The sequence below is a fragment of the Achromobacter sp. NPDC008082 genome (genome assembly GCF_042957345.1).
Classification (GTDB): Bacteria; Pseudomonadota; Gammaproteobacteria; order Burkholderiales; family Burkholderiaceae_B; genus Achromobacter; species Achromobacter kerstersii_A.
Genome location: NZ_JBIBIB010000005.1, coordinates 333493 through 345346 on the forward strand (window position 1 = coordinate 333493; position 11854 = coordinate 345346).

The following is an 11854-nucleotide window of genomic DNA, read 5'->3' on the forward strand; positions in this document are numbered from 1 at the left end:
CGGCAAGGAACGCATCATGATCCCCGCTGAATCCCACCCTGATACCTCGCCCTGGCATGCCGGCGAACGCGCGCTGCATGCGCACGTTGGCATGGCCGAGCGCATGGCGCAGATTGGCCCCAAGCTGCTGCGCGACTACATGCCGGACCAGCACCGCGCGTTCTTCGCGCAGCTGCCGTTTCTGGTGATGGGAACGGTGGACGAGCAGGGCGACCCCTGGGCCGGCGTGCTGGAAGGCCAGCCGGGGTTTGCGATGTCGCCAGACCCCCACCTGCTGCGCGTGGCGGCCGTGCCGGATGCCGACGACCCGCTGCGAGCCGGCCTGGCGCAGGGCAAGTCAGTCGGCCTGCTGGGCATCGAACTGCACACCCGCCGGCGCAATCGCATGAATGGCCGCATCGCGGCCTGGGACGGCAAGCGTTTCGACGTGGCGGTGGCGCAGTCCTTCGGCAATTGCCCGCAGTACATCCAGTCGCGCGAGTTTTATTTTTCGCGCTCGCCCGCATTGCGATTCGCCGCCGCACCGCAAGAGAAAGCGCAGCTGGACGACGCCGCCCGCGCGCTGATCCAGGCGTCCGACACGTTCTTCGTGGCGACCTATGTTGACGACGACGCAAGCGGCGGCCGCTCGGTGGATGTGTCGCACCGGGGCGGCAAGCCGGGCTTCGTGCGGGTGGACGGCAACGTGCTGACCATTCCCGATTTTTCAGGCAACCGGTTCTTCAACACGCTGGGCAACATCGTGGCGAACCCGCGTGCGGGCCTCCTCTTCGTCGACTTTGAACGGGGTGACATCCTGCAAGTGTCGGGCCGCGCGGAAGTGGTGTTGGACAGCCCCGAGATCGACACCTTCGCCGGCGCGGAACGGCTCTGGCGTGTGGAGGTGCAACGCGTAGTCCGGCGGCCCGGCGCGTTGGCGCTGCGGTGGAAATTCGACGCGTACTCGCCAACGGCGTTGGGGACGGGGGGGTGGCCGCCAGCGGCTTAAACGCCCTGCGCCGTTTTCTGCACCAGCGTGTCGTCCGGTTCCAGCAAGCGTCCGTCTTGCGCGCGGATTTCCAGGCGGCGCACCGGCTGGCCGCGCTTGCGGTCGATCAAGGTGGAGTGGGCTTCTGACGGGCCGTAGTAATGGTCTTCGCCCCATTGACGCAGGCCCACGATGACGGGGAACAGCGCGCGGCCTTTGTCCGTGAGCACGTATTCCTGGTAGGCGCTGCCGTCCGACGCGGGAGCCACGGCAAGAATGCCGTGAGCGACCAGCGTGCGCAGCCGGTCGCTCAGAATGTTTTTGGCCACGCCCAGGCTTTTCTGGAATTCACCAAAGCGGCGCAACCCATCAAACGCATCGCGCACGATCAACAGCGACCACCAGTCGCCGATCGCGTCTAAGGAACGCGCCACCGGACAGGCGGCGCCTTCAAGGCTGGTGCGTTTGACCATGTCGAACCCTTAAGCAAGTAGAAGACGGGGGACTGCGCATCGGACATAACGGTTGCATTATAAAACCTTAAGATCTAGCATTCTGGTTTCGTAATAAAACCACAAGAGGAAACCTGATGCTGCCGCAATCTGACCCTGCAAGGGGGGAATCCGACGCCCGTCTGCCCACGTCGACGGTGTTGCTGCTGGCCGTGGCTTGCGCGTTGAGCGTGGCCAACGTCTATTACGCGCAGCCTTTGCTGGATGCCATCGGCCGCGAGTTCGCGCTGGACGAGGGCGCGGTGGGCGTTGTAGTCACCGCCACGCAATTGGGCTGCGCGCTGGCCTTGCTGTTCGTCGTGCCGCTGGGGGATTTGTTGGACCGGCGCCGCTTGATGATCGGGCAATTGGGCCTGCTGGTGCTGGCGTTGCTGGCGGTGGCGCTGTCGTCCAACACGCCCTGGCTGCTGGCCGGCATGGTGGCGCTGGGCTTGCTGGGCACGGCGATGACGCAGGGCTTGCTGGCGCTGTCCGCCGCGTTGGCCGCGCCCGGTGAGCGCGGGCGTGTCGTGGGCGCGGCGCAGGGCGGGGTGGTGATTGGTTTGCTGCTGGCGCGCACGGTGGCGGGCGTGGTGGCGGATGCCGCGGGGTGGCGGGCGGTGTATGTGGTGTCGGCGCTGGTGGCCGCCGTGCTGGCGGGGGTGCTGATGCGCCGCCTGCCGCAACGCCGCTTGCCCACGGCGAACCTGTCGTACTGGGCGCTGCTGCGTTCGCTGTACACGTTGCTGGCCACCGAACCGGTGCTGCGCGTGCGCGGCATGATCGCCTTGCTGATGTTTGCGGCCATCAGCGCATTCTGGACGGCGCTGGTGTTGCCGTTGAGCGTGCCGCCGCATGGCTTGTCGCACACGGCGATTGGTGCGTTCGGGCTGGTCGGCGTGTTGGGCGTGTTGATGGCGGCGCGGGCCGGGCGCTGGGCTGATAGCGGGTTCGCGCAGCGCACCACGGGCGCGGGCCTGTTGCTGCTTTGCCTGGCGTGGGCGCCCATTGCGTTGCTGGACCACAGCCTGTGGGCGCTGGCGCTGGGTGTGCTGATTCTGGACGTGGCGCTGCAAGCGTTGCACGTGACCAATCAGACGATGATCTTCAGCATCAGCGCGCAGGCGCACAGCCGCCTGGTCGGGGCCTACATGATGTTTTACGCGGTGGGCAGCGGGCTGGGCGGCATTGCCTCCACGGCGGTGTATGCGCGCGCGGGCTGGCTGGGGGTGTGTGCGCTGGGCGCGGGCATCAGCGCGGCGGCGCTGCTGTTCTGGGTGGCGACCTTGCCGCGCAAGGTATCGCAGCCGTTGCGGTGCTGAATTACGCTCGTGATTTCAAGCCCGTAGTTCAAGCCCATCCTTCAAGCCCATCCTTCAAGCCCGCATATACGCCCAGCCGTCCGCTTGACGCTGCGCAATATGCAGCACCGCCGCCGGCACCGTTTGCACCTGCGCCGGGGCCTCGGCGCCGGTTGCGGTCAGCGTGTTCTGGCACAGCACCAGATGTTCGTCCGTGGCATGCGGTTCGGCCAGCGCGGCGGCCACGGCGCCAGCGTTGGCCACGATCTCCACCCGGGCTTGTGGGTCAGCTTTTTTAAGGTTCGCGGCGTTGCGGCGGGCGCGGTCCAGCGAGGCGGGCGTGGGCGCGTGTATCAGCAGTTGAATCATGTCAGTGGTGTTCCAGCGTGTGGGCGATGGCCGCCACCTGCGCGGCAAAGGCCGCCGCGCCACGGTCGCGGGGGCGCGGCAGGCCGATATCGTAACTGCCCACGATGTTGGCGGGATGCCCGCCCAGCACCACGACCTTGTCGGCCAGAAACACCGCTTCTTCGATGTCGTGCGTGACGAACAACACCGCGGCGCCAGAAGCCTGCCAGACGCGGATCAACTCTTGTTGCAGGTTGCGGCGCGTGATGGCGTCAACGGCGCTGAAAGGTTCGTCCATCAACAGCAGGTCGGGTTTGACAGCCAGCGCGCGGGCAATGCCCACCCGTTGCGCCTGCCCGCCCGACAGCTGATGCGGCCAGCGCCGGCCGTAGTCGGCCATGTCCGTCAGTTGCAACGCCGAGGCAATGCGTTGCGACTTTTCTTCGCGGTCCAGCCCCAGGCCTTCCAGCCCATAGCCAACATTGCCGCCCACCGTGCGCCACGGCATCAGGCGGCTGTCTTGAAAGACCACGGCGCGCGTGCGGCGGCCCGGACGCGGCTGCACCTGGAAGCGGACATCGCCGGACGTGGGCTCGGTCAGCCCGGCCGCGGCGCGCAGCAAGGTGGACTTGCCCACCCCCGATCCGCCCACCACCGCCACAAAGCTGCCCGCTTCGATCTGCAACGACAAGCCCTGGATAACCGGCGCGGCCGCACCCGGATGCTGATAAGACAGCTTCGAAAATTCAATTACGGACGCCATTGCAGCACCTTGCTTTCGACGGCGGAGAACGCCAGATCGCAGATTGTGTAGACCAGCGAAATGATCAGCATGTAGACGACCACGGCGTCGTACGCGCCCACGCCGGCGGCCGCGTTCATCTCTTGGCCCATGCCCGGCACGCCCAGCAGTTCGGCCGCGATCAAGGTCATCCAGGCCTGCCCGATGCCGGTGCGCACGCCTGATAATGCGCCGGGCGCGATGGCGGGCAGCGTCACGGAAAACGCGCGCGCTAGATAGCCGCCATGGCCAAACGCGCGGGCCAGTTCGTAATAGCGCGGGTCTACGTTGCGCACGGCGCTGTAGGTGGCGAAGTAGTTCACCCAGAACACGCCGATGGCGATGACGAAGGCCGCGCCCGCGTGGCTGACCTTGAACCAGGCGATGGCGAACACCACCCAGGCCAGCGGCGGAATCGGGCGCAGGATGCGGGCCAGATACGCCTGCATCAGATCAAAACGCGGCAGCGTTGCGGCAGCCAGCCCCACGCCGAAGCCCAGCGCGGTGCCTAACGCCAGCCCCCAGAAATAGTGCACCAGGCTGGACCCGATGGCGGGCAGCAAACGGCCCGATTGCCATTCCTGCGCCAAGGTGCCGGGCAGCGCGAACGGATCGGGCAGGGTGCCGCGCGGCGCCCATTCCCAGATCAGCGCGGCTTTCCAGATGCCAATGAAAATGATCAGCCCGGCAATGCCATAGGCCGCCCGGCGCGCGGCGGCCAGCCAGGGCGGCGGGCCGTTGCGGGCAGCGGACTGTGGCGATGATTGCGGTGTGGCGATCGCGTGTGCGGCCTGGCTCATGGCTTGGCGGCCTTGTCGTAGTAGCGGGTGTCGAACAATTGCTTCACATCCACGGGCGGCGCTTCCACCGTGCCAAGCGTGGCCTGGAACGTTTGCAGTTCGGCCGTGGCGTTGACGATGGCGTGCGGGTTCGCCTCGAACTGGTCGCGCGAGCTGCGGATGGCTTTTTCGACCAGCGCGCGGTCCAGACGGCCGCCGCCCACGTATTTCTGCACGTAGCCCGCGGCCTTGGCCGGGTCATTCTTCAACAGCGCAGTGGCCGCCAGATGCGCGTTCACCAGTTGCTGCACGGTGTCGGGATGGTCGGCGATGAGCTTTTCACGCACCAGCAGCACGGCGCCCGGCTGCTTGGGAAACAGCTCGGACCCCCGCGCCACCACGCGCGATTCCGGGGCGCGGGTCAGCACGGTCGTGACCGTGGGTTCGAGGATGGCCGCGCCATCAATGGCGCCCGTCAGCAGCGATTGCTGGATCTGGGCTTCGCCTTGGTAGATGAGTTCGACGCTGGCCGGATCGGCCTTGATTTGATTGCGCAGCCAATATTGCAACGCGGCTTCGGGCACGGCGCCCTTGGGGTAGCTGGCGATGACGGGCTTGCGGCCGTGATCCTTGGCGAAGCGGGCGAAGGCGGTGGCCGGGTCGCCTGATGCGAAGTAGGGCGCCAGCGGACCCAGCGCCACCACGTTGACCTGTTCAACGATGTTCGACGCCACGACCTTGATCGGCGCGCCCTTGGCGCGCGCCACCAGCGCCGGCCCGATGCCCACGTAGGCGGCGTCCAGCTGGCCGGCGATCAGCGCTTGCGTCAGCGCCGGGCCGCTCTGGAATTGCACCAGCTTGGGCGCGGGGGCGCCCTTGGCTTGCAGCGTGCCTTCTTCCAGGCCGACGAACAATTGCGCGTCGGGCAAGATCGGCAGATAACCGATTTCCAGGACGGGCGGGGCGGACAGGGCGGGAGAGGCGGCGGCAGCGGACAGCAGGGTGGCGATCAAGAGCTTGCGGAACATGGGGAATCCTGTGAATCGCGCCTTGATGCGGCTGGCGCTTTGCCTACGGGCAAAGGGTTTTCCGGTGTCCGTTTAATGATTTTAAATATGTTTATTCCTGTTCTTTATTCTTTCTGGTTATATGCTTAATGACTGGGCAGGCGCGAAACCCGTCCGATCGCGCATGCAAATAGACCGCCAATCAAGGCGGTCTATCTGGGTCATGCACACGCTATCGCGCTGCGGGGCGCGCTTGTCGTTGCGCTACGAGTCGCGGTGTTGTGCCCGCCGTTGTGCTCGTTGTTGTGCCCGCCGTTGTGCTCGTTGATCTGCTCGTTGTTGCGCTCGCTGCGTCGCTCCGTGTCCAAGCGACGCGCCAAGCCACGACCCCGCGGCCTTCCCGCTCAAGGCTGAACGTCGTACTCCTTCGAACCCAGCACCACCGCCGCCAAGCCCGGCGCCTGCGTCAGCTTGTGCAAGGCGTAACACTGCACCGTGGCGATCTTGGCGTCGTGGAACGCCGGGTCTTCCTGGCGATGGTCCAGGCTCGCGAGCAACGCGCGCGCCATCTGCCAACCGGCCAGCGTCGTGCCCGCCAGCAGCAGATACGGCACGGCCGACCCGAAGACGGCGTTGGGCGCGCTGGCCGCGTTGGCCAGCACGAAGTCCACCACATTCGCCAACGCCATCCGCGCCTGGCGCAGCGGCTTGAGCACCAGGGCAGCGGCCGGCTCGCTGCGCGATTCCAGCTCCTTTTCCGTTTGCTGGATGCCGGCCAGCAAGGCCTGCGCCACCGCGCCGCCGTCGCGCAAGGTCTTGCGGCCGACCAGGTCATTCGCCTGGATGGCGGTGGTGCCTTCATAGATGGTCAGGATGCGGGCGTCGCGGTAGTACTGCGCGGCGCCGGTTTCCTCGATGAAGCCCATGCCGCCGTGCACCTGCACGCCCAGGCTGGCGACGTCGATCGACATTTCGGTGCACCAGCCTTTGACGATGGGCACCAGGAATTCCTGGATGGCCAACTGGTGTTTGCGTTCGGTGGGGTCGGGGCTGGCGTGCGCCAGATCGGCATGGCCGGCGGTGACATACGCCAGCGCGCGGCCGGCTTCGGTCAGCGCGCGCATCGTGCCCAGCATGCGGCGCACGTCGGGGTGCTGGATGATGGGCACGGCTTCGCGCGATGAGCCGTCAACCGGGCGGCTCTGCACGCGTTCGGCGGCGTAGGCCAGCGCATGCTGATAGGCGCGGTCGGCGATGGCGATGCCCTGCACGCCCACCGCGTAGCGCGCGGCGTTCATCATGATGAACATCGCGTCCAGCCCGCGGTTTTCCTGGCCGACCAGATAGCCCAGCGCGCCGCCCGCGTCGCCGAATTGCAGCGTGGCGGTGGGGCTGGCCTTGATGCCCAGCTTGTGCTCAATCGACACGCACTCGACGTCGTTGCGGGCGCCCAGCGAGCCGTCTTCGTTCACCAGAAACTTGGGCACCAGGAACAGCGAAATGCCCTTCACGCCTTCGGGCGCGTCGGGCAACCGGGCCAGCACCAGGTGCAGGATGTTTTCGGTCAGGTCGTGGTCGCCGTAGGTGATGAAGATCTTGGTGCCAGACAGCCGGTACGTGCCATCGCCCACGGGTTGTGCGCGCGTGCGGATCATGGCCAGGTCGGAACCGGCCTGCGGCTCGGTCAGGTTCATCGTGCCGGTCCATTGGCCCGAAATCATGGGGCCGATGAAGCGTGCTTTCAGTTCGGGCGAGCCGGCGGTCAGCAAGGCTTCGATGGCGCCGTTGGTCAGCAGCGGGCACAGCGCGAACGACAGGTTGGCGGCGTTCAGCATTTCAGAGCAGGGCGAGCCGATCAGGCCGGGCAGGCCCTGGCCGCCGTATTCGACGGGATGCGACATGCCTTGCCAGCCGGCTTCGGTGTATTGGCGGAAGGCCTGCTTGAAGCCGGGCGAGGTTGTGACCTTGCCGTCGCGCCAGGCGCTGGGTTCGCGGTCGGCGGCGTGGTTCAGCGGCGCCAGCACATCGGCGGCGAAGTGGGCGGATTCTTCCAGCACGGCTTGGGCGGTGTCGGGCGTGGCCTCCTCGTAACCGGGCAGCGCGGCAACTTGCGGCAGGCCGGCCAGATGGTTCAACACGAACAACATGTCTTTCACGGGGGCTTGGTACGTCATGGCCTCGGAGCTCCTGATTGGGGGTGTTGGCGCCGGCGTTCAGACGGCTTTCTTGGGATTGGCCACGGGGGCGGCGCCGGGATTGGCGTTGGGCGTGGCGTCGGACTTCGCATCGGGATTGGCCACATCAATGGCCTGGGTCGCGCCGACCGCGGCGCGCAATTCGAACTTCTGGATCTTGCCGGTGGACGTCTTGGGCAGTTCGCCAAAGCGCACCGCGCGCGGCACCTTGAAGCCGGGCAGCAGCAGCTTGCAGTGCGCGATGATCTCTTCGGCGGTGGCCGCGCAACCGGGCTTCAGTTCGACGAAGGCGCACGGCGTTTCGCCCCACTTCGGGTCGGGCATAGCCACCACCGCCACGGCGGCCACGGCCGGGTGGCGATACAGCGCGTCTTCGACTTCGATGCTCGAGATGTTTTCACCGCCCGAAATAATGATGTCCTTGCTGCGGTCTTTGATGCGCACGTACCCGTCCGCCGTCATCACGCCCAGGTCACCCGTGTGAAACCAGCCGCCTGCAAACGCATCGTCGGTGGCGCGGTCATTCTTCAGATAGCCCTTCATGCAGATGTTGCCGCGGAACATGACTTCGCCCACGGTCTGTTCGTCGGCGGGCACTTCTTCCATGGTTTCGGGGTTGCGCACCGACACGCCCGCCTGCAAGTGATAGCGCACGCCTTGGCGCGCGGTCAGCAGGGCGCGGCGTTCGTCGTCCAGCGCGTCCCACGCTTCCTGGCGGGCGCAGACGGCGGCCGGGCCATAGACTTCCGTCAGGCCATAAACGTGGGTCAGCTCGAAGCCGATGTCGCGCAACTTCGCGATGACGGCCGGCGCGGGCGCGGCGCCCGCGACCATCGTGCGCACTGTATGCGTGATGCCGGCGCGCATTTCGGCGGGCGCATTCGCCAGCGCGCTTTGCACGATGGGCGCGCCGCAGTAATGCGTGACGCCTTCGGCACGGATCAGGTCGAACACGGTCTGGGGATCAAACTTGCGCAGGCACACGTTCACGCCTGCGCGCGCGGCAACCGTCCACGGGAAGCACCAGCCATTGCAATGGAACATGGGCAGCGTCCACAGATAGACCGCGTGCTTGGGCATGTCCCATTCCAGGATGTTGCTGATGGCGTTCAGGTAGGCGCCGCGGTAGTGGTAGACCACGCCCTTCGGGTCGCCGGTGGTGCCTGACGTGTAGTTCAGCGCGATGGCGTCCCATTCATCAGCGGGCGGCTTCCAGTCGAACGTGGCGGGCGCGTCGGCCAGGAAGGCTTCGTAGTCGGTCGCGCCGGGCAGGGTGGCGGGCGCGGATGCCAGGTCGTGCACGGACACGATCTTCAAATGCGGGAATTCGGCGCGGGCGCGCTGCGCGACGTCGCTGTATTCGGTGTCAACGATCAGCGCGCGGGCTTCGCCGTGGCCCAGCATGAACAGCACGCTGGGCGTATCGAGCCGGGTGTTCAAGGTGTTGAGCACGGCGCCCAGCATTGGCACGCCGAAGTGGGCCTCGACCATGGCGGGAATGTTGGGCAGCATGACGGCGACGGTATCGCCGCGCTGGATACCGGCCTGCGCCAGCGCGCCGGCCAGCCGTTGGGCGCGTTCATAGGTCTGGCCCCACGTGCGGCGCACCTTGCCATGCACCACGGCCAGGCGGTTGCCGTATACCTCGGCGGCGCGCGCAATGAAATCCACGGGCGTCAAGGCTTCGTAGTTGGCGTCGCGGCGCGCCAGGCCATGGTCGAACATGCTGCTCATGCGTTGTCTCCGATTGGAACGCGCAAGGCGCCCCTTAATTATTTCGGGGAAAAGGTTGATCCCCGTCGCTTGCGTGAGCGTAGGGCCGGCCGGAAAATACTGTCTGTCGTCTGCATGACAGACCGCCGTCCGCGCCCGCAATTTTCCTGTTTTACACGGTTTTCACCCATGTCCGATGTTTTAAACCCTGTTTCCGCCACGGAGCTTGCGAGCCTGTTTCGGGCCTGTGCCTGGTTCGGCGCGCTGGACGCCCGCCACCAGGATCTGGTGCTGGCGACGGCGCGCGCCGAACACGTGGGCAGCGGGGCATGGGTCGCGCGGCGCAATGCGCCGTCGGACTATTGGCTGGGCGTGCACACGGGCTTGCTGAAGCTGGCGATCTACAACGAATCGGGGCGCAGTTGCACGTTTTCCGGCGTGCCGCCGGGCGGCTGGTTTGGCGAAGGCAGCGTCATCAAGCGCGAGCTGCGCAAGTACGACGTGGTGGCCATTCAACCGTCGCTGGTAATGTCGGTGCCGGCCGCCACCTTTCACGCGCTGCTGGCGGCCAGCCTGCCGTTTTCGCACTTTGTCATCGGGCAGTTGAACGACCGCATGGGCGAGTTCATTGCGTCCATCCAGAACCATCGGCTGCTGGATGCGGATGCCCGCGTGGCGCAGTCGCTTGCGCAGTTGTTCAACCCGCAGCTGTATCCGTCCACGGACTTGACGCTGGCGATCTCGCAGGAAGAACTTGGCTATCTGACCGGCCTGTCGCGCCAGCGGGTCAATCAGGCCTTGCAGCTGTTGGCTGACCTGGGCATCCTGGCGCTGGCGTACAACCAGATCAAGGTGCTGGACCTGGACCGGCTGCGCCAATACGGCCTGGACCAGATTTAGCCGCAGTCAGCGAAGGAGTGGGTGCCGGGCAAGGCCGCGTTGATGGCCGCGGTGAGCGCCGCGCGCGCCAGCAGCCGGGTGGAGTCCAGCGTGGGCAGCACCGAATTTGCGTCGTTCAACACCAGCGGCAGTTCCGTGCAGCCCAGCACCACCGCATCGCAACCGGCATCGCGCAAGTGTTCGATGATGGTTTGCAGCCGCGCCACCGACTCCGGCTTGAACACGCGATAGACCAGCTCGTCCATGATGATGCGGCCCATTGCAATGCGGTCGTCTTCCGAAGGCCGCACGGCCTGCAGCCCCAGCGCGCCCAGTTTTTCCGGATAGACCTCGCTATCCACCAGCCAGCGCGTGCCCAGAATGCCAATGCGCCGACACCCGCGCGACGCGGCGTCGGCGGCCACCGCTTCGGCGATGTGCAGCCAGGGCAGCGGCGACGCCGGCAGCACATGGCCCAGCGCCTGATGGATGGTGTTGTCGGGGCAAATCAGAAAGTCGGCGCCGGCGCGCGCCAGCTTGCCGGCGGACGACAGCATCAGCGCGCCCACGCCGGGCAGGTCGCCCTGGTCCAGGCAAACCACGTAGTCGGCCAATGAATGCGTGTGCAGTGAAATTTCCGGATGCGCGTGCGGCCCCATGCGCGCCGCGCCTTCCGCGCACAGCGTGCGATAACACAGCGCCGCCCCTTCGGCGGAGCAGGCGACGATGCCGATATGCAACGGGCGAGCGGGGGAGGTCATTACGCGGATTCCTGGTTCAAGAGGCGGCGGATGCGGGGCGCGCCGTTTTGGCGCGCACATGGCGGGCGATGTGGCGGAAACTCTCGGCCATGGCGGCCTGTTGCGCTTCGGGCAATTGCGACAGGAAGAGTTCGTCAATGGCGGGGCCGTAGACCTTCCACATCTCGCGCCGCAGGGCGCGGCCCTTGGGCGTCAGCCGTGCGTAGGTTGCGCGGCGGTCTTCGTCGGACCGAAACCGTTCGACCAGCCCAGCGGCTTCAATGCGGTCCATCAATCGCGTCAGGTTGTAGCGCGCGATCACCATGCGTTCGGCCATTTCGTACATGCGTGCGGTGCCATCGGGCGCGCGTTCCAGCGCCCACAGCGCGTCGTACCAGGCCAGCGGAGGCAGGTCGGCGGCCGACAGCCGGTTTTCAATTTCCTCGACGACCAGCGCATGCGCGGTCAGAAAGAGGCTCCACGCGTCAGGCTTGCCCGTGGCCATGCGATCCGTTCCCGTTGATTAAGAAGTGCAGCGGCGATTGTAAGAGCCGGGCGGTCGATCGCACGAGCGTGCGCGCCGATTTGTCCTGAAGTAGTTGCACTTGCAATTGTTCAAGATCCTTTTTACGATTGCAATTGCACATGATGTA

At 66.3% G+C, this 11854-nt stretch carries 12 protein-coding genes; 3 read left to right on the plus strand and 9 right to left on the minus strand.

Going from position 1 to position 11854, the window contains the following annotated elements; genetic code table 11:
- Nucleotides 1–16: 16 nt before the first annotated feature.
- Complete coding sequence (locus ACFZAI_RS21445; RefSeq protein WP_391568805.1) at nt 17–988, plus strand: pyridoxamine 5'-phosphate oxidase family protein; 972 nt, start codon at nt 17–19, stop codon at nt 986–988.
- Here ACFZAI_RS21445 and ACFZAI_RS21450 read toward each other — a convergent pair.
- Complete coding sequence (locus tag ACFZAI_RS21450) at nt 985–1440, minus strand: winged helix-turn-helix transcriptional regulator (protein WP_391568806.1); 456 nt, start codon at nt 1438–1440, stop codon at nt 985–987. The two genes, ACFZAI_RS21445 and ACFZAI_RS21450, sit on opposite strands and share 4 nt — an antisense overlap.
- Nucleotides 1441–1556: 116 nt before the next feature.
- On the opposite strand from ACFZAI_RS21450, the gene ACFZAI_RS21455 reads away from it, so the two are divergent.
- Complete coding sequence (locus ACFZAI_RS21455) at nt 1557–2780, plus strand: MFS transporter (protein WP_391568807.1); 1224 nt, start codon at nt 1557–1559, stop codon at nt 2778–2780.
- A 54-nt stretch (nt 2781–2834) separates the two neighbouring features.
- Here the strand turns inward: ACFZAI_RS21455 and ACFZAI_RS21460 are convergent, their stop codons facing one another.
- From ACFZAI_RS21460 to ACFZAI_RS21485, 6 genes are all read right to left on the minus strand, one after another.
- Nucleotides 2835–3128, minus strand: a complete 294-nt coding sequence (locus ACFZAI_RS21460; RefSeq protein ID WP_391568808.1) for a hypothetical protein — start codon at nt 3126–3128, stop codon at nt 2835–2837.
- 1 nt (nt 3129) lies between these two features.
- Nucleotides 3130–3870 carry an ABC transporter ATP-binding protein gene (locus tag ACFZAI_RS21465; protein ID WP_391568809.1) on the minus strand — a complete coding sequence of 247 codons (741 nt, stop codon included), beginning with the start codon at nt 3868–3870 and terminating at the stop codon, nt 3130–3132.
- Nucleotides 3858–4688, minus strand: a complete 831-nt coding sequence (locus ACFZAI_RS21470; protein WP_391568810.1) for an ABC transporter permease — start codon at nt 4686–4688, stop codon at nt 3858–3860. The genes ACFZAI_RS21465 and ACFZAI_RS21470 overlap by 13 nt, the downstream gene beginning before the upstream one ends.
- Entirely contained in the window at nt 4685–5695 is a 1011-nt protein-coding gene (locus tag ACFZAI_RS21475; RefSeq protein ID WP_391568811.1) for an ABC transporter substrate-binding protein, read from the minus strand. The genes ACFZAI_RS21470 and ACFZAI_RS21475 overlap by 4 nt, the downstream gene beginning before the upstream one ends.
- Nucleotides 5696–6078: 383 nt before the next feature.
- On the minus strand, nt 6079–7848 hold the full coding sequence (locus ACFZAI_RS21480; protein ID WP_391568812.1) for an acyl-CoA dehydrogenase: 1770 nt from the start codon (nt 7846–7848) through the stop codon (nt 6079–6081).
- Nucleotides 7849–7887: 39 nt separating this feature from the next.
- On the minus strand, nt 7888–9603 hold the full coding sequence (locus ACFZAI_RS21485; RefSeq protein ID WP_391568813.1) for an acyl-CoA synthetase: 1716 nt from the start codon (nt 9601–9603) through the stop codon (nt 7888–7890).
- 168 nt (nt 9604–9771) lie between these two features.
- Here ACFZAI_RS21485 and ACFZAI_RS21490 point away from each other — a divergent pair, with 168 nt between their 5' ends.
- Nucleotides 9772–10482, plus strand: a complete 711-nt coding sequence (locus ACFZAI_RS21490) for a Crp/Fnr family transcriptional regulator (protein ID WP_391568814.1) — start codon at nt 9772–9774, stop codon at nt 10480–10482.
- Here the strand turns inward: ACFZAI_RS21490 and ACFZAI_RS21495 are convergent.
- Nucleotides 10479–11222: an aspartate/glutamate racemase family protein gene (locus ACFZAI_RS21495; RefSeq protein ID WP_391568815.1), complete on the minus strand. Its 744-nt coding sequence runs from the start codon at nt 11220–11222 to the stop codon at nt 10479–10481. The genes ACFZAI_RS21490 and ACFZAI_RS21495 overlap by 4 nt on opposite strands.
- Before the next feature lie 16 nt (nt 11223–11238).
- The gene (locus tag ACFZAI_RS21500) at nt 11239–11706 is read right to left on the minus strand and encodes a MarR family winged helix-turn-helix transcriptional regulator (RefSeq protein WP_391568816.1); all 468 of its coding nucleotides are present in this window, start codon (nt 11704–11706) and stop codon (nt 11239–11241) included.
- Between the last annotated feature and the right edge of the window lie 148 nt (nt 11707–11854).